The sequence below is a fragment of the Pseudomonas sp. HB05 genome (assembly GCF_016756915.1).
GTDB classification, from domain to species: Bacteria; Pseudomonadota; Gammaproteobacteria; order Pseudomonadales; family Pseudomonadaceae; genus Aquipseudomonas; species Aquipseudomonas alvandae.
On the sequence record NZ_JAESPG010000037.1, the window covers coordinates 18,573 to 43,826 of the forward strand.

Below are 25,254 nucleotides of genomic sequence, written 5' to 3' on the forward strand. Positions count from 1 at the left end.
AGCCCATGTCCCGTCCACTTTCTTTTATGCGTCCTGCCGCCCAGGGCTTTGCTGTCACGATGCTGGTGACGTTGGCCGGTTGTGGGTTGTCTTCGTCCCGGGAGACTGCCAAGCCGGCGGAACCGGTGGTCGTGGCGCCCAGTGTTGTACCGCAAGGCGAGATCGCCGAAGTGCGTCAGCCGACGGTCAAGCGCATGCTCATGAAACCGGCAGCGATGCCTGCCCCAAGCGTGGCGAGCGATTCCATTGCCGAGGGTTACCGTGCCGAGCCCCGCGAACAATACGAAAAACTGCCGGACAACCCCGTCCATAGCGTCGCCGAGACGCCAGTATCGACCTTCAGCGTGGACGTCGATACCGGCAGCTACGCCAACGTGCGACGTCTCCTCAACCAGGGCAGCCTGCCGCCCGAGGGCGCCGTGCGCTTGGAGGAGATGGTCAATTACTTCCCTTATCACTACGCCTTGCCCACCGATGGCTCGCCGTTTGGCGTAACGACCGAAATCGCCCCGTCGCCGTGGAATCCCCATACCCGTTTGTTGCGCATCGGCATCAAGGCGTCCGATCGCGCCGTAGCGGAGTTGGCCCCGGCCAACCTGGTGTTCCTGGTGGATGTGTCCGGTTCCATGGACCGGCGTGAAGGCCTGCCGCTGGTCAAGAGCACGCTGAAACTGCTGGTGGATCAATTGCGCGACCAGGATCGCGTGTCCTTGGTGGTTTATGCCGGCGAATCCCGGGTGGTGCTCAAGCCGACCTCGGGTCGCGACAAGGTGAAAATCCGCAACGCCATCGACCAGCTCAATGCTGGTGGTTCCACCGCGGGCGCCTCGGGTATCGAGCTGGCCTACCAGATGGCCCGGGAGAGCTTCATCGATAACGGCATCAACCGCATCCTGCTGGCCACCGATGGCGATTTCAACGTCGGCATCAGCGACTTCGACAGCCTCAAGCAGATGGCGACGGATCAGCGCAAGAGCGGCGTTTCCCTGACGACGCTGGGCTTCGGTGTGGATAACTACAACGAACACTTGATGGAGCAATTGGCTGACGCTGGCGATGGTAACTACGCCTACATCGATAACCTGCTCGAAGCGCGCAAGGTCCTGGTGGACCAACTCAGCTCCACCTTGGCCGTGGTGGCGCGGGATGTGAAGTTGCAGGTGGAGTTCAACCCGGCCCAGGTCAGTGAGTATCGACTGCTGGGCTATGAGAACCGCGCGTTGAAGCGTGAGGATTTCAACAACGACAAAGTTGACGCGGGCGAGATTGGCGCCGGGCATACAGTGACGGCGTTGTATGAAATCGTTCCGAAGGGCACGCCGGGCTGGTTGGAACCACTGCGTTATGGCAACGCGCCGAAGTCGGACGGCAAGTCCGGTGAACTGGCGATGTTGCGTGTACGCTACAAACCGGTCGAGGGCGGTAGCAGTCGCTTGATCGAGCATCCCATTGCCAGTGTGCAGAGCGAAAAACAACCCAGCGATGACCTGCGCTTCGCCGCGTCCGTGGCCGCCTTTGCCCAGCAGCTCAAGGGCGATGGACGCTACACTGGCACGATGAGCCTGAAGGACACCGCCCAACTGGCGCGCTCGGCCCGCGGCGATGATCCGTTTGGGTTGCGCTCGGAGTTCGTGCAGTTGGTGGAGTTGGCCCAGAGCCTCGAGCCTGCGGCCAAGCGCTGATCCTGCGCATAACGAGGATCAAAATGTGGGAGCTGGCTTGCCTGCGAAGGCGGCGTGTCAGGCACAGACGTTTCGCCTGACACGCCGCCTTCGCGGGCAAGCCCGGCTCCCACAGAGTCCTCTACAATCGGCAGGCCGTGTTCTACATCGAAAGGAGTTCGCCCCCCACATGCCCGCAGCGCTTGATTCACCTAGCGACGAAGCGTTGCTGGCCCGCTACCGCAATGGCGACGGGGCTTCTTTCGAAGTCCTGTATGCCCGTCATCGGCAGGGGCTTTATCGTTTTCTCGTGTCGTTGAGCAACAAGGCCGAACTGGCGGAGGAAATCTTCCAGGACACCTGGCTCAGCCTGATCCGCAGCGCCACCCAGCCACAAGGCCGGGCGAGTTTTCGCACCTGGTTGTTCCAGATTGCCCGCAACCGGTTGATTGACCACTGGCGCAAACACGGTGTCCACAATCCGTTGCATGACAGCTATGACGAACAGCTGCACGTCCAGCCCGACGACACCAGCAGCCCCGAACAACAGCTGAGCCTGAGTCGCGACCAGGCGCGTCTCGACGCCGCGTTGCAGGCCTTGCCCGAGGACCAGCGCGAAGTCTTCCTGCTGCGCCTGCACGGCGACCTGGAGCTGCCACAGATTGCCGCCCTGACCGGTGCCCCGCTGGAAACGGTCAAGAGCCGCTTGCGTTACGCCCAGCAGAAACTGCAGCGACTGCTGGCCGAGGAGGTACCCGCATGATCGACCCAAAAAACACCCCGGACCTCGACGACGAAAGGCTCATCGAGCATTTCCGCCAACACACCAGCGGCGAGCCGCCGGCCTCCCTGGACGCCTTCATCCTGGCCGCCGCCCGTCGTGAAGCCCCGACGCCCGCGCCAAGCCTGTGGCAGCGCTGGCTGCAAGCCTGCCAACGACCGCGCTGGCAAATGGCATTCGCCACGGTGGCCGGCGTGGCGCTGATGATCGGCCTGGTGCTGCGGTCACCCGTGCCCCACGACGAGCTGGCCTCACCTGCCTCGATGGAGTTTTCCGCCGATCGGCAGGAGCCCGCCGTTGCCGCCGCACCACCGCCGGCCATGCCCGCCCCCGCCCCGATCACCCGCATGGCGCCCCAGGGCGAACTGGCCCGGGCCCCGGCAAGCCCTGTGCAATCCTTGGCGGAAAAGCCTGCGGCGAAAATGAGCAAATCGGCGCCAGCTGCACTGCCATCGCTGGAGGAAGGCTTGCTGGAGATCCTGCGTTTGCGCGAGGAGGGTGAGAGCAAGGCTGCTGATGAAAAGCTGCTGGCGTTGCATAAGCGCTTTCCCGAGGAGGACTTGCCGGCGCGGTTGGAGGCGCTGCGCAAGCGTTGAAGCCCGAGCACCAAAAGGCAGGCACAACGTCCGTGGCGAGGGAGCTTGCTCCCGCTGGGCTGCGCTGTAGGATCTGTCGAAGGCTGCGATCTTTTGATCTTTCGCTTGAGTTTCAAGCGTCAGGTGAAAGATCGCAGCCTCGCTACGGGGCATGCTTCCTCGCCACAATGGTTCACGCAAGCTATAAGTGAACTGCACTACGATCCATGACCGAGACTTTGAAATGCTAATGTTCCCCAGAAGCTGAAGGATCATTCGCCCTTGAGCGCCTTTTCGTAGTCGGCTGAAAAACTCGTCAGATCCGTGCCCAAAACCAAACACAAATCCCGCAACTGAACCGTATCCAGCCTTCGCACCCCTCGCTCCACATCGCTCATGAATGACTGCGGTCTGCCCAGTGCTGTCGAACACTGCGCCTGAGTCAGCCCGGATTCGATGCGCATGCGCTTGAGTACCTGAAGAAAAACCTCGTGCTCGCGTCGATAAATAGCTTTGGTCATGGCTGCATCCATTGAGATTTGCTTCGCCAAGCTATATCTGCTTTTCGGATATCTGAATTTCAGGTATTTTGATCTGAATGGCGGATAGAACGGAGCGTTCAGGCTCTCTCTTGACGCCTGGAGTCCGTTTCATCCATTTATCGTTTCGCCTGACAAGGAGTCATACGTATGTCGCATTACATACCGTTGCAAACCAACAACCCCGAGTGCCCCGTCCTACTGATTGACACCCAGATGCCCACCGCAATGCTGATTGACAGTGCGCTCAGCCGCATCAAGGCCGGGACTGACCTTTTGGAAAGCATCACTTCGGTCACGATCAAGGGCATCGACGATGGGGATTTGTATCGATTTACCAACGCGGCGTATCTGCTGCTGCGAGAGGGATCAGACTTGCTGGAAGTCGTGAGCCGTAACGTTGATAGTGCGGGCAGAGCGTAACCGTCCCTCGGGCAGTACACCAGATGGCTGCATGGATGGAGTAAAACCGAGAGGACGGTGCCCTGCTAACGAAATTGCAAACATTATTCAACTCCCAAAAGTACAGAACCATTCCTCCCATGGTTATCATCCAGCAAGGTAGCGTTCAGGGACGTCTGTATATTGTTGGTGGGAAGGGCGAGACGGTTCCTGTTTGGATTGAGGGCGCTGGTGGCGAAGCACTTTTTTGTGAAGCCAATCCCGCACTGGCCGAACAATTGGGCAAGATGTTGCTCAAGTACGTTCGTATTCATGGAAAGGGTGAATGGGAAGGTCTACCGCATGGTGGCTGGCGTCTGCGGAGAATGTCCATTCAGTCCTACGAGAAGCTTGAAAAAATCTCGTTGCGCAGTGCGGTTACTCAGCTCAATGAGCTTGGTGGTATCACCCGGAGCGAGATGGACGATCCCCAAGGCGTGATTGAGAGCCTGAGGGAGTGAGGCGCGTATAGTTGACCGGAATGACGAGTCCCGCAGACTGGAGGCGGTGATCGCTCACAATATCCGCCAATGCCTGGCGATGTCTAAGCCGCACTGTCAGTCTTAGCTCAAACCTACAAGGAGCGTTATCCATGAAAAAGGATTCGATTGCAAAACTGCATACCGCTTTCGAAAATATCGTCCAGCGACACGTGGAAACCGCCACTGAATTCTGGCTGGCCCGTGAGCTCCAAGCGGTGCTCGGCTATGCCCGCTGGGAAAACTTCGTCAAAATCACCGAAAAGGCCAAAGCCTCCTGTGAGGCGGCGGGGAGCCTAGTCGAGGACCATTTTCGTGACGTCACGAAAATGGTCAGCCTCGGTTCCGGCTCGCAACGCGCTGTCGAGGACATAGCCCTTACCCGCTATGCTTGTTATCTGATCGCGCAAAACGGCGATCCGAGCAAGGAACCAATCGCCTTCGCCCAGACTTACTTTGCCCTGCAAACCCGCAAGCAGGAACTCATTGAGCAGCGTCTGGCGGAAAGGGAACGGCTGGTCGCCCGCAAAAAACTTACCGTCTCGGAAAAACAGTTATCCAGCGTGATTTATGAGCGCCTGGGCGAGGATCAGAGCTTCGCCCGCATTCGCAGCCGGGGCGACCAGGCACTGTTCGGTGGTGTCGGTACCCAGCAAATGAAAGAGCGCCTCGGTGTGCCACAGAGCCGCCCGCTGGCTGACTTTTTACCGACCATTACCATCAAGGCTAAGGATTTCGCAAACGAGATCACCAACTTCAATATCAAGAAGGACGATCTCTCTAGCGAACGCCAGATCACCAGTGAGCATGTGAAAAACAATGCCGATGTCCGCACCTTGCTCAGTGACCGTGGCATAGTCCCCGAACAGTTGCCGGCCGCTGAAGATTTAAAAAAAATTGAGCGCCGACATACGGCTGAGGCAAAAAAACTGCCGAAGTTGGTCGAGCGATTGGATGATGAGTAAGGCATGAGTAGGTGCACTGCTGCAATTGTCGATGCAGAACAATCTTGAGTCCTTGTGCCTCGTTTTTTGCTTGTCCGTATGTTATGGAGGCGTCGGTCTGACCAGTTTTTTGCGGCTTGAGGGTTGGTGGCAGTAGTAAACAAGTGGTTTATTACTGTCTCTTTCGCATCAATTCATGACAGCCTTCCGACGTTGGTCTGATGGTCCAGCTATTTACGAGCGCCGTAAAGGAAATAGCATCAATCATCTAGGAGGTTCTATATGGAAGATAAGCACGGCGAATTACTCGATGGCCTCGACTGGTACTGGTCTCGAAAAATGGAAGCATATCGAGGATTCGAGTCGATGAACGCATTGACTTTCAGCGCCAGCGCCCGTCGGTTTTACGGAGAGTATTTTTTATATTTAGTCAGTGCAATTGAGCTTCTGAGTGATTTTGATAAGTCATTCAATGATTCTATTGAAACCATATTTGATGGATATGGCGGTCACTCAGGGAAAAACAATTTCCAGTACGTTCGGCTCCTTCGGCACGCGATAATTCATCGGGGGGCAGACGTTACGAATGCTGGAGTCGAAATAAATGGCATCATCTGTCCGCTGGCTCCTCCGACTCTCACTGAGAGGCGGGGTGGGAGGAGTTTTGCGCGTCTGTCACCTTTTTTGACTGTCATAGTTTTTTTTTGTGAGGCCAAGGTTGGGCCCGCTATTGAAGCTTTTATGGAGCGCAAGAAGCTGTGGGATAGAGATCCCGTCGTATCACTTAAGGCTGCGTTAGATATGCTGAGAAATATGGAACACGCCTCAGCAGTAATGAAACAGGAAATGGAGAGGATGATGAACGAGCAAATGCAACTAGGCACGTTGCCATTTAACACATTCCAAACGTTGCGAGCCTCATTAAAGTCTGGCGAGTCATCAGAAGCTGATCTACAGGGCCTTTTAATCGAGGCAGAAGAATGGTGGGTGAAATACCAAAGCAGCCTTAGCTATGGTTGAGTTGGCACTCCTTGAGATTAAGCTCGGTGATGTTAAATGGTGGATATAAATTCCAGTACGGGAAGCTGGGCTAGCCCTTATGGGATCCGTAGGCCATCCACATTTTTGTCATTATCTCCCTTCCCTGAGACCACAAAAAAGCCCCAGCTCTTGCGAGCTGGGGCTTTTGATTTTCCATGTATGGTGCACCAGGCGGGATTCGAACCCACGACCCCTGCCTTCGGAGGGCAGTACTCTATCCAGCTGAGCTACTGGTGCGACGCGGGCGCCATGATACTCATATGCATGGCGGGCGTCCATGCTGCTGAATCGCCTGCGTTTTTGGGCAGCTCGGCGGCTCTTGGCTACGCTGATCAGAAAAAGCGGGCAAATGCGGCTTTTTCGTTCTTTTTTTCGAACAGCCTATTGTCCTTCACCCCCATCCGCCCTAGGATTCGTTTGAGATTTCAAACGCTCTTGTCTGGGTGCTGAACCGCACGTCTGTGCTTATGTGCGTTATTTCTGTGCTTCAGCCCGGTGAATGATTTCCCTGACGGCAGCCCATAAGGCGCCTTTCTACAACTCTAATTCGCTCCGCGTGCGCGCGGTGCTGTTAAGGAAAGCCGACATGCAGCTTAAAGACACCCAGTTGTTCCGCCAGCAAGCCTTCATCGATGGCGCTTGGGTCGATGCGGACAATGGTCAGACGATCAAGGTCACCAACCCGGCAACGGGCGAAGTACTGGGCACGGTGCCGAAGATGGGCGCTGCCGAAACCCGTCGTGCGATTGAAGCCGCCGACAAGGCGCTGCCGGCCTGGCGTGCGTTGACCGCCAAGGAGCGCGCCAACAAGCTGCGCCGCTGGTACGAATTGCTGATCGAAAACCAGGACGACCTGGGTCGCCTGATGACGCTGGAGCAGGGCAAGCCATTGGCCGAAGCCAAGGGCGAAATCGTCTACGCCGCTTCGTTTATCGAATGGTTCGCCGAGGAAGCCAAGCGCATCTACGGTGATGTGATTCCTGGCCACCAGCCCGACAAGCGCCTGATCGTGATCAAGCAGCCGATCGGTGTGACCGCGGCCATTACCCCGTGGAACTTCCCGGCGGCGATGATCACCCGCAAGGCCGGCCCGGCCCTGGCTGCCGGTTGCACCATGGTCATCAAGCCCGCTTCGCAAACCCCGTTCTCGGCCCTGGCCCTGGTTGAACTGGCGCACCGTGCCGGTATTCCGCAAGGCGTGCTGAGCGTGGTCACCGGCAGCGCCGGCGACATCGGCGGCGAGCTGACCAGCAACCCGACCGTGCGCAAGCTGTCCTTCACCGGCTCGACCGAGATCGGTCGCCAGCTGATGGCCGAATGCGCCAAGGACATCAAGAAAGTCTCCCTGGAACTGGGCGGCAACGCGCCATTCATTGTGTTCGACGACGCCGACCTGGATAAGGCCGTCGAAGGCGCGATCATTTCCAAGTACCGCAACAACGGCCAGACCTGCGTCTGCGCCAACCGCCTGTACATCCAGGATTCGGTGTACGACGCGTTCGCCGAAAAACTCAAGGCCGCAGTGGCCAAACTCAAGATCGGCAACGGCCTGGAAGACGGCACCACCACTGGCCCGTTGATCGACGAAAAAGCCGTCGCCAAGGTCCAGGAACACATCGCCGATGCCGTCAGCAAAGGCGCCACCGTGCTGGCGGGCGGCAAGCAGATGGAAGGCAACTTCTTCGAGCCGACCATCCTGACCAACGTACCGAAAAACGCCGCCGTGGCGAAGGAAGAAACCTTCGGCCCGCTGGCGCCGCTGTTCCGCTTCAAAGACGAAGCCGAAGTGATCGCGATGTCCAACGACACCGAGTTCGGCCTGGCTTCGTACTTCTATGCCCGTGACCTGGGCCGTGTGTTCCGTGTGGCCGAAGCCCTGGAATACGGCATGGTTGGCGTCAACACCGGGTTGATCTCCAACGAAGTCGCGCCGTTCGGCGGCATCAAGGCTTCGGGCCTGGGCCGTGAAGGTTCCAAGTACGGCATCGAGGACTACCTGGAAATCAAATACCTCTGCCTGGGTATCTGATACCGCTTCAAGCGCAAGGGGCACGAGAGCGCTGTCCCTTTGCGCGTTTCACCCGTTCTGTTTCTTGTGGCCGGAACGCTGTGGCAGTCGATCATCGCATGCTGTCGCAGTTGCCTCCCCGCCATGTATTCCTTGAGCCACGCCGACCGATGAGCGGCGAATGAGGACTGTAATGAGCAAGACTAACGCTGACTTGATGGCCCGCCGTACCGCCGCTGTTCCACGTGGCGTCGGCCAGATCCACCCGATCTTCGCCGAATCGGCGAAGAACGCCACGGTAACCGACGTTGAGGGTCGCGAGTTCATCGACTTCGCTGGCGGTATCGCCGTGCTGAACACCGGCCACGTGCACCCGAAAATCATCGCCGCCGTGACCGCACAGTTGAACAAGCTGACTCACACCTGCTTCCAGGTCCTGGCCTACGAGCCGTACGTGGAACTGTGCGAAAAAATCAACGCCAAGGTTCCTGGTGATTTCGCCAAGAAAACCCTGCTGGTCACCACCGGTTCCGAAGCCGTGGAAAACGCCGTGAAAATCGCCCGCGCCGCCACTGGCCGTGCCGGTGTGATCGCCTTCACCGGCGCTTACCACGGTCGCACCATGATGACCTTGGGCCTGACCGGTAAAGTCGTGCCGTACTCGGCCGGCATGGGCCTGATGCCCGGCGGTATCTTCCGCGCGCTGTACCCGAACGAATTGCACGGCGTGAGCATCGACGATTCCATCGCCAGCATCGAGCGCATCTTCAAGAACGACGCCGAGCCGCGTGACATCGCCGCCATCATCATCGAGCCAGTCCAGGGCGAGGGTGGTTTCTATGTAGCGCCGAAAGAATTCATGAAGCGCCTGCGCGCCCTGTGCGACCAGCACGGCATCCTGCTGATCGCTGACGAAGTGCAGACCGGCGCTGGCCGTACCGGCACCTTCTTCGCCATGGAGCAGATGGGCGTCGCCGCCGACCTGACCACCTTCGCCAAATCCATCGCTGGCGGCTTCCCGCTGGCCGGTGTGTGCGGCAAGGCCGAGTACATGGATGCCATCGCGCCGGGTGGCTTGGGTGGCACCTATGCGGGCAGCCCGATCGCTTGCGCCGCAGCGCTGGCGGTGATGGAAGTGTTCGAAGAAGAACACCTGCTGGATCGCTGCAAGGCCGTGGGCGAGCGCCTGGTCACTGGCCTCAAGGCTATCCAGAAAAAGTACCCGGTGATTGGTGAAGTGCGTGCCCTGGGCGCGATGATCGCCGTGGAACTGTTCGAAAATGGCGACAGCCACAAGCCGAACGCTGCCGCGGTGGCGCAAGTCGTCGCCAAGGCCCGTGACAAGGGCTTGATCCTGCTGTCCTGCGGCACTTACGGCAACGTCCTGCGGGTGCTGGTGCCGCTGACTTCGCCAGACGAGCAACTGGACAAAGGCCTGGCGATCATCGAAGAGTGCTTCTCCGAGCTCTGATATTCAAGAGCCTTGAGCTGTGCGTTGATCCACAAAAAACCCGCTTCGGCGGGTTTTTTCATGCCCGAGGAAAGGGGCCGGTGTTTTTGGACTGTCTGGAACGGCCGCAATTGTCTAAGGTGCATGTATTGCAAGGGAGCGATGCGGCATGACTGCTGTGGATTTACCTGCTGTACCGCGTGTGCTGATCGCCGAGGCCGATCCAGCGTCCAGGGAGCTGCTTGAACAGGTCTTGTCGGGCGTGCGTTGCGATGCCCGGGTGGACACCTGTGACGAGGGACGGCAGGCCCTGGAATTGCTGGCGCATAACCCCTATGACCTGGTGATCGCCGACTGGGAGTTGCCAGGTGTCGATGGCCTGAGCATTTTGCGCAGCTTGCGCCAGCAGCACCGTACACCGGCGTTGCCGTTCATCCTGGTGAGCCGCCGCAACGACGGCGCCAGCGTGCGCGAGGTCTTGCCGCTGGCGCCGACGGCGTACCTGACCAAGCCCTTGAACCGCGAGAACCTGACCCAGCGTTTGCAAGGCTTGCTACTGAGCGGCGAAGACACTTCCAATCCCGCGCCGACCCCGGGGCCGGGGCTGACGTTGGCCACGTTCCTTGAGCGCCGACGGGACCTGGCCGAAGGCGCGCCGTTGATGACCGATGTGCAAGTGGCGATCAAGCGCAGCCTCAATCCCGGCGGGCTGGATCTGAAGCTACTGGAAGAAGAGATCCGCACCGATCCGCAGATCACCGCCGTGCTGATCGCCGCGGCCAACAGCGCTGCCCAGCATCAGGGCGGCGGCCCGGTACAGACCGTGGCCCAGGCGTTGCACCAGCTCGGTACCGGACAGAGCATGAACCTGATCCTCGGCTTGACCATCAAGCGCTGTGCCAGGCTGAGTGTTCCGTGCCTGGCGGACTATGCCGAACGTTATTGGGAGTTATCGCTGCACACTGCCGAATACGCCCGGACGATCGCCCGGATGCTGGACCTGGAGCAGGAGCGCTGTTATTGCGCGGGCCTGTTGCATCGCTTGGGCGACTTGGCGCTGCTGCGCTGTCTGGAAGAATGGAAGCAGGCTGGTGGCGATTTGGATGAGCCGGAGGAAGTCGGGGATTCGCTCGAGCAGTTCGGGGCCGGTTTCGGTTCGGCGCTGCGCACCCGCTGGCGCCTGCCGCTGGAACTGCGGGAATTGATCGCGGCGGTCTATGGCCTCGGTGGTGGGGTGTATTCCCGCGAGGCGCTGGTGATGAACATGGCCGCGCAGCTGGCCCATTTGCCAGCCCATGAAGGCCTGGAAGAACTCGCTCGGGGGCGCACGGCGCGTCTGCTGAAGATCGGGTTGCCGGAATTGATGCGGTTGCGCCGTAAATAAAGTCACCGCCCAACCCTGTGGGAGCGAGCTTGCTCGCGATGGCGGTGTACCAGTCAATATTGATGTCGACTGACCTGACGCCTTCGCGAGCAAGCTCGCTCCCACAGGATCAGCGGCATGGCCGGATTCGATTGCGCTGAGATTGGCCTCAGGCGGCGATTATGCGGTTCTTACCCTGGCGCTTGGCCTCGTACATCGCCGCGTCAGCACGGGCAAACAAGCTATCGAGGGTCTGGTCTTCAGCGGTGATCCCGGTCAGGCCCTGGCTGACTGTGATGCCGAAGTTCTGCTCCCCGCAGCGGAACGCCAGGCGTTGGATTTCCCGTTGCAGGCGCTCGGCCACCTGCAACGCCATGTCCGGTGGGCAGCCTGGAAACACAGCGGCAAATTCCTCGCCGCCGATCCGCCCGAACAGGTCGCCACGCCTGAGCACGGTCCTTCCGCTTTCAGCGATTTTCTGCAGCACCGTATCGCCTTCCTGATGGCCGTAGGTGTCGTTGATCAACTTGAAATCATCGATGTCCAGCAACAGGAACGCCATGGGCGTGCCTTGCAGCCGAGCCTGCTCGAACTCGCGATGGGCGCACTCGAAGAAGTGCCGGCGGTTGCTGCTCTGGGTCAGCACATCGGTGGTCGCCAGCCGCTGCAGTTCGCTTTCGAGCAGTTTTTTCTCGGTGATGTCTTCGGCGATACCGACGACGATCACCGGCTGTCCCGGGTCGGCTTGGCGGTTGATGAAGCATTTGTCGCTTAGCCAGCGAATCTGCCCATCGGCGGCGATGATCCGGTATTCGCGGTCTTCGACGGCCCCCTTGACCAACACTTCGGCCAGGCTGCGTTCGGCGTAATCCAGGTCGTCCGGGTAGATGGCGTCACGCCACTCGTTGTAGTCCGCCAGTACCAGGCCCGCGGGCCGACCGAAAATCCGTTCGTAGGCGGGGCTGACATACAGCACCTGCCGGGTTTCCCAATTGAATGCCCACAGCACCGCATTGACGCTGACGAGCAACGAACTGAACAACTGCTCCCGCTCGCTCAGGCGTGCCACTTCGCCTTGGGCGTGCATCAGCGCCATGAGTGTCTGGGCCGCTTCGGGCCAATGAGGCTGGGATGAATCCTGTAGGTTCTTGTCGACCATCGGCACAAATCTCAAAGAACGTGCATTGCTATGGATTTGCACGCGCTTACTCCAAAGCCCGCCAGGATGGCGAAGTGCTCTTGAGATAGGGGATTGTGGGCGAAGTTCCTTTTCAGGCGACGAAGGGCGGGGGATTTCGCGAGTCAAAGTATGGGGTTGAATCTGTGGCGAGGGGATTTATCCCCGCTGGGCTGCGAAGCGGCCCCAAGACAGCCAATTTGAGTGAGCCTGACACACCGAGCCATCAGGTTTTAGGGCTGCTGCGCAGCCCAGCGGGAGCAAGCTCCCTCGCCACAGGAGCCCCTCACCACAGTGATTGTCAGGCCGTGGCCGGCCGCAGCGAGTAGGTCTTGAGCTGATCGGCAAAGTCCCTCAGGGACTGGATGCCACTGGCCTCGGCCTCGTGAACCCATTCCTTGATGGCCGCGAGCATGTCATGGCCGTTGCTGCTGGTCTTGACCCAGATCTGCTGCAAGGCCAGGCGTTTTTCGTAGATCACCTTCAGCGCCTGGCTGTGCTCCAGCATGTTCTGGATGCGCAGGTGATGGCGATCGTCCAGCAGGCTGGTTTCCCGTGACAGCAGGCGTTTGGCCCGATGAAACTGGTGGCGCACGGAGTGATCGACTTTATCCAGTTCCTGCTTGACCAGCGGCGCGATGACCAGCCGGCGGTACTGGGCCATGATCTGGAAGCGGTTGTTGAGAATTGCCATGGCGGTGTCCATGTCCAGGTGGCCCTTGCCTTCGACACGGTGGGCGATCGGCGCGACCCGCTGGACCTTCGCCAGGCGCAGGAAGCTGAAGACCTTGATCCAGGCCCAGCCCAGGTCGAATTCCCATTTGCGCACCGACAGCTTGGCCGAATTGGGGTAGGTGTGGTGGTTATTGTGCAGCTCTTCGCCACCGATCAGGATGCCCCAGGGCACCAGGTTGGTCGCCGCGTCGCGACATTCGAAGTTGCGGTAACCCACGGCATGCCCCAGGCCGTTGACCACGCCGGCGGCCCAGACGGGGATCCACATCATCTGGATGGCCCAGATGGTGATGCCGATCGTGCCGAACAGCAGCAGGTCGATGACGCCCATGATCGCCACGCCCAACAAAGGGAAGCGGCTATAGAGGTTGCGCTCGATCCAGTCTTCCGGGCAGTTCTTGCCATAGATACGCAGGGTTTCCGGGTTTTGCGCCTCGGCGCGATACAGCTCGGCGCCTTTGCGCAGTACCGTGGACAAGCCTTTGATGACCGGGCTGTGGGGGTCATCCTCGGTTTCGCATTTGGCGTGGTGCTTGCGGTGGATGGCCGTCCACTCGCGGGTGTTCTGCGCTGTGGTCAGCCACAGCCAGAAGCGGAAAAAATGTTTGAGGCCGGCGTTGAGTTCCAGGGAACGGTGGGCCGAATAACGGTGCAGGTAGACCGTGACGCTGATGATCGTCACATGGGTCATCAGCAAGGTGACTGCCACCAGCGACCAGGGCGACAAGCCAAGAAAACCTTCGTACCACATAGGCTGTAGGGCCCTCGATAAAAATAGAAACTGCCGTTGCATTATCACCAGCTCGACCGATAAAACCAGTCGGCCTTTCAGATAAGAGTGGCAGGATGTTTCTTACTCTATAATCCCCTCACATTACAGGGACATGGATGACCGCATGACTGTCTACCAACGCACTGCCATGCGTGGAGCACTGCTTTACCTTCTGCTATCCGTCGCCTGGCTGCAGCTGGTTGGTTATTTATTGAGCAGTTTCTTCGATCATTCCGCCGACCGGCTTCGCTGGCAACTGATCAACGGTTATGCCTGGGTGCTGGTCAGCGCCGGGCTGATGTTCATGGCTCGGGTGCGGATCGTGCGGTGTTTCGACAAGGGCGAGGGCAGCCTCGACCGTGAACGATTGCGCCAGGCCGCCGCTGTCTTCGATTGCACCCGCGAAGGGGTCCTGGTCACGGACCGCCAGGGCCTGATCGTGCACGTCAACCGGGCGTTCATGGCGATCACCGGTTATGGCCGGGATGAAGTATTGGGGCGCCAACCCAATCTGTTCAAATCCGGCCGGCACGGACCGGCTTTCTATCGCGATATGTTTGCGTCGTTGTCCAGCCGCGGCGAATGGAGCGGCGAAATCTGGAACCGCCGCAAAAGCGGCGAAATCTACCCGCAATGGCAGACCATCCGTGCCGTCGTCGACGACAACGGCGAAGTCAGCCAATACGTCGCGGTGTTTTCCGACATCAGTGCGATCAAGGATTCGGAGCATGAGCTGGCGCACCTGGCCCATCACGACCCGCTGACCGGCCTGCCCAATCGCCTGCTGTTTTCCGATCGTACCGAACAGGCCGTGGCCTCGGCGCAGCTTCACAAGCGCGGGTGTGCGCTGTTGCTGTTGGATCTCGACCATTTCAAGAACATCAACGACAGCCTGGGCCACAGCGTGGGTGATGAGTTGCTCAAGGGCGTGGCCAAGCGCTTTCTCGACCTGTTTGCGCCGGGCATCACCCTGGCCCGGCTGGGCGGTGACGAATTCGCGGTGCTGGTGGAAAACTGCTCCCAGCCTGGGCAGGCAGCGGCGTTGGCCCGGCGCATCCTCGATGCATTGAAAGAGCCGTTGCAGCTCGGCGAGCAATCCCTGTTTGTCAACGCCAGCATCGGTATCAGCCTGTTCCCCGGCGATGCCCTCAGCGCTGGTCAACTGTTGCGCAACGCCGATTCGGCGCTGTTCAAGGCCAAGAGCAGCGGACGGGATGGCTACGCCCTGTACACCGAAGAGCTCACCGCCCACGCTCAGCAACGGGTCGAAGTCGCTTTCGAACTTCGACGCGCCCTGCAGCAAGAGGAGTTGCGGGTGCATTACCAACCGGTGCACGACCTGGCGACCAGCCGTCTGGTGGGCGTCGAGGCGCTCGTACGCTGGGAGCATCCAACGCGTGGGCTGGTTTCTCCGGCAGAGTTCATTCCCATCGCCGAACGTACGGGGCTGATCGCCCAGATCGATGCCTGGGTCATGGAGCAGGCCTGCCGGCAGATGTGTCAGTGGCAGCAGGCGGGCGTGGCCCTTTCGTTCGTCGCGGTCAACGTGTCCAGCCGCTTGTTCGCCCGGCGTGAACTGTATGAGCAAGTTGCTCGCGTGCTGCACGAGACCGGCCTCGATCCGGCTTTCCTCGAATTGGAAGTCACCGAAAGCGCAGTCATGGAAGACCCGGAAGTCGCGCTGGAACAAATGCATCGCTTGCGCGAATTGGGCGTGCGGCTGGCCATCGATGACTTCGGCACGGGTTATTCGTCGCTGCTGCGGCTCAAGCGCCTACCGGTGCAGAAACTGAAGATCGACCAGGGCTTTGTCGCCGGGCTGCCGTGGGACGAGGACGACGTGGCGATCGTCCGCGTGATCATTGCCCTGGCCCACAGCATGGGCATGCAGGTGCATGCCGAAGGTATTGAGCAGCGTGAGCAGGCGGCGTTTTTGCTGGGCCAGGCTTGTGAGTTGGGGCAGGGGTATTGGTTTGGCCGGCCGGTGGCGGCGGTGCAGTTGGATTGGGAGCGGGCGCCGGTGATTGCTTGATCCCCGCGGCATTGATGTCGACTGATGCACCGCCATCGCGAGCAAGCTCGCTCCCACAGTTGACCTGTTTCTCCTGACACAAATCGGTTCATTGTGGGAGCGGGCTTGCTCCGGGCGGCGATCCGACGATGGCGTCGGCTCGGCTGACATCAATACCGAAATGACACAGCGCTAACCCTTGGCTGCAGGCGCCGCCACCCCCTTCGTTTCCAAATGATCCAATGCTCGTTCAACCAACAACTGAACCCCATCGGCCATGCGACTGATCGCCAGGGCGACGCAACGGCGTGATTCGTCGATGTCGTCGGCCAGGTCGGCGGCGATGGTGCTGATGGAGAGCAGGTCTTCGGAAGCGTTGGCGAGCAGGGTTTCGGTGTCGATGTGCGGGGAGACGATGAAGAGCTGGTCTTTGTCAGATTCCGGCGGTGAGGTGGGGTGGGGCTTGAGGTAATAGTCGAGGGCGCGGTTGGTGGCGTCTTCCAGGCGTTTTTCTTCGAGTTTTTCGACGCGGGATTTGTGACCGCCTTTTGGCGGATTAGGCGTTACTTTGGCCATGATTGTATTTCCGATATGTAATTGAGTGGGTGCTGGCACCTTTCGTTGCACCGAAGGGGTGGCAGCTGTGCGCGGGTGTGCAAGACCGGGCATATCGGACCCCGGCAGACCTCGAGAGTCTCCCGCGCGCAGCCGCCATAAATACGCCAATACGAGCATGTGCCGCTGGCATAGCAGTTGCGCGCCGATATGTACCGGACTTGCACGTCCGTGTCACCGTTTTTTGCGATGACGATCAGAGGTTAGCTGCGCTCGGCAGTGCTGCCTAGTTCATCAAAGGCACCACGTATTGAAGGAAATCTCCGACGACATGGCAGGTAAAAAGACCCGCCATCACGCCCGTCGTAGGACGCCAAAATCCCAGCATCATTTTGGTTATATAAAAATTCTTAAATAGTCTTTTTAAGAATATCCCGCTTTATCTAGTATTGCTCCCACGCCGCAAGCAGTGCCGCCCACTGCCAGGCAATCATTCAAAGGAGCAGCAGCATGAGCGCATCCCTACGTAGCGTTGACGGCCAGGACGAAGCAACCATTTTGCGCGAGATCCAGAGTGCTTTGCGTGACCTGCGCTTTGGCGCGGTGGAGATCACCGTGCACAACGCCCAGGTGGTCCAGATCGAACGCAAGGAAAAATTCCGCTTGCAACAACCGAGTCATAAGCCGTCTTGAAACGCCAAAAAGATCGCAGCCTTCGGCAGCTCCTACAGGGGGGCTAGGTGTAGGAGCTGCCAAAGGCTGCGATCTTTTCTACAAGCCACTCGATTTCCAGAAGCCATAAAAACCAGAATTCCAGGAGCTTTCACCATGTCGCCGATTCGCCGTTATGCCTTGGCCGCCCTGGCCAGTGCTGTTTTTGCAGGTTCCGCCATCGCCAAGGATTACGAGCTGCTCAACGTGTCCTACGACCCGACGCGCGAGCTGTACCAGGACTACAACGCCGAATTCGTCAATTTCTGGAAGAAAGCCCATCCGGACGATAGCGTGAAGATCCAGCAGTCCCACGGCGGCTCGGGCAAGCAAGGCCGGGCGGTGATCGATGGCCTGCGCGCCGACGTCGTGACGCTGGCCTTGGCCGGTGACATCGATGAAATCGCCAAGCTGGGCAAGTCCCTGCCAGCGGACTGGCAAACCCGCCTGCCGGACGCCAGCACGCCCTACACTTCGACCATCGTTTTCCTGGTGCGCAAGGGCAACCCCAAAGGCATCAAGGACTGGGGCGACCTGATCAAGAATGATGTGTCGGTCATCACGCCGAACCCGAAAACGTCTGGCGGTGCTCGCTGGAACTTCCTCGCCGCCTGGGCCTACGGCCTGAAAGCCAACGGCGGCGACGAGGCCAAGGCCAAGGAATACGTGCAGGCATTGTTCAAGCACGTGCCGATCCTCGACACCGGCGCCCGTGGCTCGACCATCACCTTTGTCAACAACGGTCAGGGCGACGTGTTGCTGGCCTGGGAAAACGAAGCCTTCCTGGCGCTGAAAGAGGAGGGTGGCGCCGACAAGTTCGACATCGTCGTGCCGTCCCTGTCGATCCTCGCCGAACCGCCGGTGGCGGTGGTGGACAAGAACGCCGAGAAAAAGGGCAATGCGGAGATCGCCGAAGCGTACCTCAAGCACCTGTACAGCCCGGCCGGCCAGGAAATTGCTGCGAAGAACTTCTATCGCCCGCGTGACAAGGACGTGGCCGCCAAGTATTCCCGGCAGTTCCCGAAGGTGGAACTGGTGACCATCGACAAGGACTTCGGCGGCTGGAAAACGGCCCAGCCGAAATTCTTCAACGATGGCGGGGTGTTCGACCAGATCTATCAGGCGCAGTAAGCTGGGCTAGTCGGATCCAGGCCGTAATTCATTGTGGCGAGGGAGCTTGCTCCCGCTGGAGTGCGAAGCGCTCCCAGAATTTCTGGGGCTACTTCGTAGCCCAGCGGGAGCAAGCTCCCACGCCACAGGAAGTGCGTTCTCAACCAAGGACCTTTATGTCGCGTCGCATATCCCCCGTCATACCCGGCTTCGGGCTGACGCTGGGCTACACCCTGGTGTACCTCAGTCTGATTGTGCTCATACCGCTGGCGGCAATGTTCGTGCATGCCGCCCAACTCACCTGGGAGCAGTTCTGGGCGATCATCTCGGCGCCGCGGGTTCTGGCAGCCTTGAAGCTCAGCTTCGGCACCGCGCTGTACGCCGCGATCATCAATGGCGTGATCGGCACGTTGCTGGCCTGGGTGCTGGTGCGCTACACCTTCCCCGGCCGCAAGATCATCGACGCGATGATCGACCTGCCGTTCGCCCTGCCCACCGCCGTGGCCGGCATCGCGCTGACGGCGTTGTACGCGCCGACCGGCCTGGTGGGTCAATTCGCCACCGACCTGGGTTTCAAGATCGCCTACACCCCGCTGGGCATTACCCTGGCGCTGACCTTCGTGACGCTGCCGTTCGTGGTGCGCACGGTGCAGCCGGTGCTGGCCGACATTCCCCGTGAAGTCGAAGAAGCCGCCGCGTGCCTGGGTGCGAAACCGTGGCAAGTGTTCCGCCATATCCTGATGCCGGCGCTGTTGCCTGCCTGGTTGACCGGCTTCGCCCTGGCCTTTGCCCGGGGTGTGGGCGAGTACGGTTCGGTGATTTTCATCGCCGGCAACATGCCGATGAAAACCGAGATCCTGCCGCTGCTGATCATGGTCAAGCTCGACCAATACGACTACACCGGCGCCACTTCCATCGGCGTGCTGATGCTGGTGGTTTCCTTCGTCCTGTTGCTGCTGATCAACTTGCTGCAGCGGCGCATCGAAACCCCATAAGGAGGCGCGAACCATGTCCCAATCGTCTATTTCCGCTGCCTCCACCAACGCTGCCCGTCGTGGCAGCGCGACGTCGCGGCGCGTGCTGATCGGCCTCGGCTGGCTGATTTTTGCGCTGTTTCTGCTGTTGCCGTTGTTCATCGTCGTGTCCCAGGGCCTGAAGCTCGGGCTGGGGGCGTTCTTCACCGCGATCTTCGAACCTGACGCACTGTCGGCGTTGAAGCTCACGGTGATCGCCGTGCTGATCTCGGTGCCGCTGAACCTGGTGTTCGGCGTCAGTGCCGCGTGGTGCGTGAGCAAATATTCATTCCGTGGCAAGAGCATGCTGGTGACGCTGATCGACCTGCCGTTCTCGGTGTCGCCAGTGATCGCGGGCCTGGTCTACGTGCTGATGTTCGGCGCCCAGGGCCTGTTCGGGCCGTGGCTGTCGGATCACGATATCCAGATCGTGTTCGCGCTGCCGGGCATCGTCCTGGCGACAATCTTCGTCACCGTGCCGTTCGTGGCCCGTGAGTTGATCCCGCTGATGCAGGAACAAGGCACCCAGGAAGAAGAGGCCGCGCGCCTGCTGGGCGCCAATGGCTGGCAGATGTTCTGGCATGTCACCGTGCCGAACATCAAGTGGGGCCTGATCTATGGCGTGGTGCTGTGTACCGCCCGGGCCATGGGTGAGTTCGGCGCGGTGTCGGTGGTCTCCGGGCACATTCGCGGGGTGACCAACACCCTGCCGCTGCACGTCGAGATCCTCTACAACGAATACAACCACGTGGCCGCGTTCGCCGTGGCGAGCCTGTTGCTGATCCTGGCGCTCTTCATCCTGCTGCTCAAGCAGTGGAGCGAAAACCGAATCAACCGCCTGCGCGCCAGCGCCGCGGAGGAATAAGTCATGTCGATCGAAGTCCGTAACGTCAGCAAGAATTTCAACGCGTTCAGGGCACTGGACGAGATCAGCCTGGACATCCAGAGCGGCGAGCTGGTGGCGCTGCTGGGGCCGTCGGGTTGTGGCAAGACCACCTTGCTGCGGATCATCGCCGGCCTTGAAACCCCGGACCAGGGCAGCATCGTCTTCCACGGCGAGGACGTGTCCGGCCACGACGTGCGTGATCGCAACGTCGGTTTCGTGTTCCAGCACTACGCCTTGTTCCGCCACATGACGGTGTTCGACAACGTCGCCTTCGGTCTGCGCATGAAACCCAAGGGCCAGCGCCCGAGCGAAAGCCAGATCGCGACCAAGGTCCACGAGCTGCTGAACATGGTGCAACTGGATTGGCTCGCCGACCGCTACCCGGAGCAGCTGTCCGGCGGCCAGCGCCAGCGTATCGCCCTGGCCCGCGCGTTGGCGGTGGAGCCCAAGGTATTGCTGCTGGACGAACCATTCGGCGCCCTCGACGCCAAGGTCCGCAAGGAATTGCGCCGCTGGCTGGCGCGGCTGCACGAGGACATCAACTTGACCTCGGTCTTCGTGACCCACGACCAAGAAGAAGCCATGGAAGTGGCCGACCGTATCGTGGTGATGAACAAGGGTGTGATCGAACAGATCGGCTCGCCGGGGGACGTCTATGAAAACCCGGCCAGCGATTTCGTGTATCACTTCCTCGGCGACTCGAACCGGCTGCATTTGGGTGAGGACCGGCATGTACTGTTCCGCCCGCACGAAGTCTCGCTGTCACGCTCGGAGCTGGAAGATCATCACGCCGCCGAAGTGCGCGACATTCGCCCGCTCGGCGCGACCACTCGGGTGACCTTGAAGGTCGAGGGCCAGAGCGAGTTGATCGAAGCCGAAGTGGTGAAGGACCACGACAGCCTGGTGGGGTTGGCGAAGGGCGAGACGTTGTTCTTCAAGCCGAAGGTCTGGCAGAAAGTTTCCAACCTCTAAGAGCAAAAGAACAAGCAAAAGCATCGCGAGCAGGCTCGCTCCCATAGTAGAACTTTAGTGAACACAATAATGGTATTCATATGGAGATCCATTGTGGGAGCTAGCTTGCTCGCGATGGCGGTGGAGCAGTTGACACATCGGTGACTGGCCGAGCGCAATCGCGAGCAAGCTCGCTCCCACAGAGATAGCCTAACCGCTACCTGCGTGGCGTAGCTTTCAGGCCGCCGAACGTTGGTTGCGCAACGCCACCGGCCCGGCGCGCTCCTCGATGGCGCGTTTCAGGTCACCGCGAAGTCCCAACAGGAAGCCCGCTTCCACCACCACGAACAACGGCCCGACAATCAACCCGGTGAGGTCATCGACGAACGCCGGTTTGCGCCCTTCGTAATAATGACCGACAAACTGGATCACCCAGCCCACCACGAACATGCCCAGTCCGCTGGACAACCAGATCGCTGTGCTCTGCGCGGCGAGCACCTGGCCCAGCCAGACGGCGAGACCCAGCAGCACGGTCATCAGCACACCCAGGCGCAGTTCCAGGCGCAGGTAGAACCAGGCACTCGCGACGGCCACGAGCAGCGCCGGGGAAACCAGGATCGCGCCAACCGGCCATCCCGGCCGTGACAGCAGCACGGCGACGGCGACGAAGATCAGCGGGATACCGATGAAGTGGCTGGCGATGTTGCGCGGGTCGCGGTGGTAGGCCGCGTATTGACTGAGATGATCGACGAGGCTTTTCATTGTTGTTCCTCCTGAGGTGATGCCTGCATGATGATCGGGTTTCACCAGGCGCTCTGTCAGCTAGCCGACACTTGTCCCGGAGTTTCCATGAATTCGCACCCCTGGCACACGCATCTGCTGACCGGACATTGGTACAGCCATTTGCCCGCCGAGTTTCAGGTTAGCCTGCTGGGCATGTCGCGGGTGCGCCGCCTGGCGCCGGGGCAACGGCTGTTCCAGCGCGGCGATCCGCCGTGTGGCTTGTACGCGGTGCTCGAAGGGGCGGTGCGCATCGGTGCGGTCAGCGAGCAGGGCAAGGAAGCGCTGCTGAGCGTGGTGGAGCCACCCCACTGGTTCGGTGAGATCTGCCTGTTCGACGGCCAGCCGCGCACCCATGACGCCGTAGGCGTCGGGCAATGTTCGTTGCTGCATTTGCCGCAGGCTGCGCTACTGGCCTTTCTGGAAGAACAACCCGTTCATTGGCGTCATCTTGCCCTGTTGATGAGCCACAAACTGCGCCTGACGTTCATCAATCTCGAACACCTGAGCCTGATGCCCGCCCCGGCCCGCTTGGCCCACCGCCTGCTGATGATCGCCGAAGGCTACGGCGAAATCGAACCGGCGCGCCGGATCTTGCAATTGCCCCAGGAACAACTGGCACTGATGCTATCCCTGTCTCGCCAGACCACCAACCAGATCCTCAAGGATTTGCAGGGGCAGGGCATTGTTCACCTGAGTTATGGCGAAATCGAAATCCTCGACATCGAACGGTTGCGAGCCCTGACCACAATCTGAAACCGACCTGGACCCTGTGGGAGCGAGCTTGCTCGCGAAGACGTCAGGTCAGTCGACATCGATAGTGACTGATACACCGCCATCGCGAGCAAGCTCGCTCCCACAGGGGCTTGGTGTTGTCGCAGCTATTGTGGTCACACCGCTTCCAATGTGGGAGCGAGCTTGCTCGCGATAGGGCCAGCCGAGGCACTGCAAATCCCTACCGCAACCCATCCCGAAACTGCCCCGGCGTCATGCCCGTCCAGCGCTTGAACGCGCGGCTGAAGCTGCTGGTGTCGGCGAAGCCCAGCAGATAGCTGACCTCACTCAGCGAGCATTGCGGATCGCGCAGGTGTAGCAGCGCCAGATTCTCCCGGCATTCGTTGAGCAGCGCGTCGAAGCGGCAGCCTTCGTCGGCCAGGTGTCGCTGCAGGCTGCGCAGGCTCAGGTGCATGGCCTGGGCGATGCGTTCGGCGCTGGGTTCGCCTTCGGGCAACTGGGCTTCGATGGCGGCGCGGACCTTGCGCTCCCAGGTCAGTGGCTGGAGCTGGGCGAGGGTGCGCTTGAGCACGGTTTCGTTGTGTTCGGCCAGCTCCGGGTTCGCGTCGTCCAGGTGGCTGTCGAAATCCACGAGGCTGAATTCCAGGCAATCCTGGCCGGCATCGAAATGCACCGGTGCCCGAAACACCTTGTGCCATGGGCTGGGGTCCAGCGGTTCCGGCCGGCGCAGGTAGACCGCCAGCGGTGCGTAGTCGCGGCCCAGTCGGTTGCGGCAGGTGCGCACGTAGATCGCGGCAAACGCGTCGATGGCTTCGAAGGCGGGGGCGGGGCGTCCCGCCGGCACATCGAGACTGAAACGATAGCGGTCTTCGCCGCGGCTCAGTTGCAAGGCCAGCGCATCGCTGACCACCGGGTGATACCGCACGATCCGCTCGAACACCTCCCGCAGGCTGCCGCTGGCCACCAAGGCGTAGCCCAACGCATGGAACGTGGTGGGACTGACGAAGCGCGACACCCGCAGGCCGATCGCCGGGTCGCCGCTGGCCTGCACCGCCAACGTCCACAGGCGCGTGGTGGCCGAGAGCGGGTAGCGGGCGTTCGGGTCGTCCATCAACGCCGGGTCCAGGCCCGCTTCCACGCACAAGGCCTGGCTGTCCAGGCCCAGTGCATCGAGCTGCTTGCGCAGGGCGCGGGTCCAGCTGGCGAGGGAGGTGGGTTCGGTCATGACAATTGGCGCTTGCGGTCAACAGGTTGGCGTTTACGGCTACCACCCGATGGGACAACGCCCGGCAGGATGAGCACATCGTTAACAGAGGATGTAAGCCATGCACGGCACTTGCGCAAGCCCAGAGCGATTGAATGCACAACAGCGAGCCGTCCACATTCGCCAGGTTGTCCTGGCCCGGGGCGAGGAATTGCGCCGGCGCTATCCGATCCTGCGGCATCAGGATGCGTTGGGCGCGGGCATCCTGGCGTTCGCCCTGGCGGGGATGATCGGTTCGGCGCTGCTCTACATCAACGGTTACCTGGCCGGTTGGGCCTGCCTGCTGCTCAACGCGTTTTTCGCCTCGCTGACCCACGAGCTGGAGCATGACCTGATCCACAGCATGTATTTTCGCAAGCAGCGCTTGCCCCATAACCTGATGATGGGCCTGGTGTGGCTGGCACGGCCGAGCACCATCAACCCGTGGATCCGCCGCCATCTGCACCTCAACCACCACAAGGTGTCCGGCAGCGAAGCGGACATGGAAGAGCGGGCCATTACCAACGGCGAACCATGGGGACTGGCGCGCTTGCTGATGGTCGGTGACAACGTGATGTCGGCGTTCATCCGCCTGCTGCGAGCCAAGACCTGGGCACACAAGCGCAGCATCCTCAAGCGCACGCTGAAGGTGTACTTCCCGCTGGCGCTGTTGCACTGGGGCGCCTGGTACGTGTTCCTCGGTTTCCATGGGATCAACGCGGTGGCTGGGCTGTTGGGCACTTCCATTGATTGGTCAGCGAGCACCCTGGCGACGATGCACGTCATCGATATCGCCGCGGTGGTGATCATCGGCCCGAATGTGCTGCGCACCTTTTGCCTGCACTTCGTCAGCTCGAACATGCACTACTACGGCGACATCGAGCCGGGCAATGTCATCCAGCAGACTCAGGTGTTGAATCCTTGGTGGTTGTGGCCGTTGCAGGCGTTCTGCTTCAACTTCGGGAGCAGCCATGGCATTCATCATTTCGTGGTGAAGGAGCCGTTCTATATTCGCCAGATGACGGTGCCGGTGGCGCATGAAGTGATGCGGGAGATGGGCGTACGGTTCAATGATTTCGGCACGTTTGGGCGGGCGAATCGGTTTGCAGGTGAGGACAGCGTTGTGAGGGAAAAGGCGGAGGCGATTCAGGCCTGAGGGCGGAGCTTTAGCTTCTGTGGCGAGGGGATTTATCCCCTCTGGGTTGCGCAGCAGCCCCAAGTTTTTAGGGCCGCTGCGCGGCCCAGCGGGGATAAATCCCCTCGCCACACGGGGGTTCTTTAAGGCCCGACAAA

24 protein-coding genes and 1 tRNA gene are annotated in these 25,254 nt (G+C 60.3%); 18 read left to right on the top strand and 7 right to left on the bottom strand.

The genetic code is table 11. The annotated features are described in order from the left end of the window. Positions 1 to 5: 5 nt before the first annotated feature. From JMN22_RS23885 to JMN22_RS23895, 3 genes are all read left to right on the top strand, one after another. Positions 6 to 1,682, top strand: a complete 1,677-nt coding sequence (locus JMN22_RS23885) for a vWA domain-containing protein (protein ID WP_198798014.1) — start codon at positions 6 to 8, stop codon at positions 1,680 to 1,682. 169 nt (positions 1,683 to 1,851) lie between these two features. Next, positions 1,852 to 2,424: an RNA polymerase sigma factor gene (locus tag JMN22_RS23890; RefSeq protein ID WP_198798015.1), complete on the top strand. Its 573-nt coding sequence runs from the start codon at positions 1,852 to 1,854 to the stop codon at positions 2,422 to 2,424. Beyond that, on the top strand, positions 2,421 to 3,038 hold the full coding sequence (locus JMN22_RS23895; protein WP_198798016.1) for a hypothetical protein: 618 nt from the start codon (positions 2,421 to 2,423) through the stop codon (positions 3,036 to 3,038). Before JMN22_RS23890 ends, JMN22_RS23895 begins: the two co-directional genes overlap by 4 nt. Before the next feature lie 251 nt (positions 3,039 to 3,289). On the opposite strand, the gene JMN22_RS23900 is transcribed toward JMN22_RS23895, so the two are convergent. Then, on the bottom strand, positions 3,290 to 3,538 hold the full coding sequence (locus tag JMN22_RS23900) for a helix-turn-helix domain-containing protein (protein WP_198798017.1): 249 nt from the start codon (positions 3,536 to 3,538) through the stop codon (positions 3,290 to 3,292). Positions 3,539 to 3,706: 168 nt separating this feature from the next. Between JMN22_RS23900 and JMN22_RS23905 the strand changes: the two genes are divergently transcribed. The 4 genes from JMN22_RS23905 to JMN22_RS23920 all read left to right on the top strand — a co-directional run bounded on the left by JMN22_RS23905 (position 3,707) and on the right by JMN22_RS23920 (position 6,440). Next, entirely contained in the window at positions 3,707 to 3,979 is a 273-nt protein-coding gene (locus JMN22_RS23905) for a hypothetical protein (RefSeq protein WP_198798018.1), read from the top strand. A gap of 119 nt (positions 3,980 to 4,098) precedes the next feature. Then, complete coding sequence (locus JMN22_RS23910) at positions 4,099 to 4,458, top strand: hypothetical protein (protein ID WP_198798019.1); 360 nt, start codon at positions 4,099 to 4,101, stop codon at positions 4,456 to 4,458. A 131-nt stretch (positions 4,459 to 4,589) separates the two neighbouring features. Beyond that, complete coding sequence (dinD, locus tag JMN22_RS23915; protein ID WP_198798020.1) at positions 4,590 to 5,441, top strand: DNA damage-inducible protein D; 852 nt, start codon at positions 4,590 to 4,592, stop codon at positions 5,439 to 5,441. Between the two features lie 261 nt (positions 5,442 to 5,702). Further along, positions 5,703 to 6,440, top strand: coding sequence for a hypothetical protein (locus tag JMN22_RS23920; RefSeq protein WP_198798021.1), 738 nt, complete (start codon positions 5,703 to 5,705; stop codon positions 6,438 to 6,440). A gap of 181 nt (positions 6,441 to 6,621) precedes the next feature. On the opposite strand, the gene JMN22_RS23925 is transcribed toward JMN22_RS23920, so the two are convergent. Then, positions 6,622 to 6,698 (bottom strand) — tRNA-Arg (locus tag JMN22_RS23925). A 349-nt stretch (positions 6,699 to 7,047) separates the two neighbouring features. Between JMN22_RS23925 and gabD the strand changes: the two genes are divergently transcribed. The 3 genes from gabD (at position 7,048) to JMN22_RS23940 (ending at position 11,303) form a co-directional block, all read left to right on the top strand. Continuing rightward, positions 7,048 to 8,490, top strand: coding sequence for an NADP-dependent succinate-semialdehyde dehydrogenase (gene gabD, locus JMN22_RS23930; protein ID WP_030142194.1), 1,443 nt, complete (start codon positions 7,048 to 7,050; stop codon positions 8,488 to 8,490). A gap of 172 nt (positions 8,491 to 8,662) precedes the next feature. Then, the gene (gabT, locus tag JMN22_RS23935; RefSeq protein ID WP_030142193.1) at positions 8,663 to 9,940 is read left to right on the top strand and encodes a 4-aminobutyrate--2-oxoglutarate transaminase; all 1,278 of its coding nucleotides are present in this window, start codon (positions 8,663 to 8,665) and stop codon (positions 9,938 to 9,940) included. A 148-nt stretch (positions 9,941 to 10,088) separates the two neighbouring features. After that, positions 10,089 to 11,303 carry a response regulator gene (locus JMN22_RS23940; RefSeq protein ID WP_198798022.1) on the top strand — a complete coding sequence of 405 codons (1,215 nt, stop codon included), beginning with the start codon at positions 10,089 to 10,091 and terminating at the stop codon, positions 11,301 to 11,303. Positions 11,304 to 11,451: 148 nt separating this feature from the next. Here JMN22_RS23940 and JMN22_RS23945 read toward each other — a convergent pair whose 3' ends face one another. Next, positions 11,452 to 12,441: a GGDEF domain-containing protein gene (locus JMN22_RS23945; protein ID WP_030142191.1), complete on the bottom strand. Its 990-nt coding sequence runs from the start codon at positions 12,439 to 12,441 to the stop codon at positions 11,452 to 11,454. A gap of 319 nt (positions 12,442 to 12,760) precedes the next feature. Further along, positions 12,761 to 13,945 carry a delta-9 fatty acid desaturase DesA gene (desA, locus tag JMN22_RS23950; protein ID WP_030142190.1) on the bottom strand — a complete coding sequence of 395 codons (1,185 nt, stop codon included), beginning with the start codon at positions 13,943 to 13,945 and terminating at the stop codon, positions 12,761 to 12,763. 145 nt (positions 13,946 to 14,090) lie between these two features. Between desA and dibA the strand changes: the two genes are divergently transcribed. Beyond that, the gene (gene dibA, locus JMN22_RS23955; RefSeq protein ID WP_198798023.1) at positions 14,091 to 15,998 is read left to right on the top strand and encodes a phosphodiesterase DibA; all 1,908 of its coding nucleotides are present in this window, start codon (positions 14,091 to 14,093) and stop codon (positions 15,996 to 15,998) included. Between the two features lie 171 nt (positions 15,999 to 16,169). Here dibA and JMN22_RS23960 read toward each other — a convergent pair whose 3' ends face one another. Then, entirely contained in the window at positions 16,170 to 16,553 is a 384-nt protein-coding gene (locus tag JMN22_RS23960) for a DUF6124 family protein (RefSeq protein ID WP_198798024.1), read from the bottom strand. A 489-nt stretch (positions 16,554 to 17,042) separates the two neighbouring features. On the opposite strand from JMN22_RS23960, the gene oscA reads away from it, so the two are divergent. The 5 genes from oscA to JMN22_RS23985 all read left to right on the top strand — a co-directional run bounded on the left by oscA (position 17,043) and on the right by JMN22_RS23985 (position 21,224). Further along, the gene (gene oscA, locus JMN22_RS23965) at positions 17,043 to 17,225 is read left to right on the top strand and encodes a sulfur starvation response protein OscA (protein WP_003186967.1); all 183 of its coding nucleotides are present in this window, start codon (positions 17,043 to 17,045) and stop codon (positions 17,223 to 17,225) included. A 135-nt stretch (positions 17,226 to 17,360) separates the two neighbouring features. Next, positions 17,361 to 18,374 carry a sulfate ABC transporter substrate-binding protein gene (locus JMN22_RS23970; RefSeq protein WP_198798025.1) on the top strand — a complete coding sequence of 338 codons (1,014 nt, stop codon included), beginning with the start codon at positions 17,361 to 17,363 and terminating at the stop codon, positions 18,372 to 18,374. A 155-nt stretch (positions 18,375 to 18,529) separates the two neighbouring features. Continuing rightward, positions 18,530 to 19,348, top strand: a complete 819-nt coding sequence (gene cysT, locus JMN22_RS23975) for a sulfate ABC transporter permease subunit CysT (protein ID WP_039594204.1) — start codon at positions 18,530 to 18,532, stop codon at positions 19,346 to 19,348. A 13-nt stretch (positions 19,349 to 19,361) separates the two neighbouring features. Then, positions 19,362 to 20,231, top strand: coding sequence for a sulfate ABC transporter permease subunit CysW (gene cysW / locus JMN22_RS23980; RefSeq protein ID WP_024618577.1), 870 nt, complete (start codon positions 19,362 to 19,364; stop codon positions 20,229 to 20,231). A 3-nt stretch (positions 20,232 to 20,234) separates the two neighbouring features. After that, entirely contained in the window at positions 20,235 to 21,224 is a 990-nt protein-coding gene (locus JMN22_RS23985) for a sulfate/molybdate ABC transporter ATP-binding protein (RefSeq protein WP_198798026.1), read from the top strand. A gap of 216 nt (positions 21,225 to 21,440) precedes the next feature. On the opposite strand, the gene JMN22_RS23990 is transcribed toward JMN22_RS23985, so the two are convergent. After that, complete coding sequence (locus tag JMN22_RS23990; protein ID WP_030138489.1) at positions 21,441 to 21,965, bottom strand: Mpo1 family 2-hydroxy fatty acid dioxygenase; 525 nt, start codon at positions 21,963 to 21,965, stop codon at positions 21,441 to 21,443. Between the two features lie 87 nt (positions 21,966 to 22,052). Here JMN22_RS23990 and JMN22_RS23995 point away from each other — a divergent pair, with 87 nt between their 5' ends. Further along, positions 22,053 to 22,739 (top strand): Crp/Fnr family transcriptional regulator, encoded by a 687-nt coding sequence (locus JMN22_RS23995; RefSeq protein WP_198798027.1) that lies wholly within the window; start codon positions 22,053 to 22,055, stop codon positions 22,737 to 22,739. A gap of 199 nt (positions 22,740 to 22,938) precedes the next feature. Here the strand turns inward: JMN22_RS23995 and JMN22_RS24000 are convergent, their stop codons facing one another. Then, entirely contained in the window at positions 22,939 to 23,943 is a 1,005-nt protein-coding gene (locus tag JMN22_RS24000) for an AraC family transcriptional regulator (protein WP_030138487.1), read from the bottom strand. Between the two features lie 100 nt (positions 23,944 to 24,043). Between JMN22_RS24000 and JMN22_RS24005 the strand changes: the two genes are divergently transcribed. Beyond that, a complete protein-coding gene (locus JMN22_RS24005) occupies positions 24,044 to 25,117 on the top strand; it encodes a fatty acid desaturase (RefSeq protein WP_198798028.1) in 1,074 nt (357 codons plus the stop codon). Positions 25,118 to 25,254: the final 137 nt, after the last annotated feature.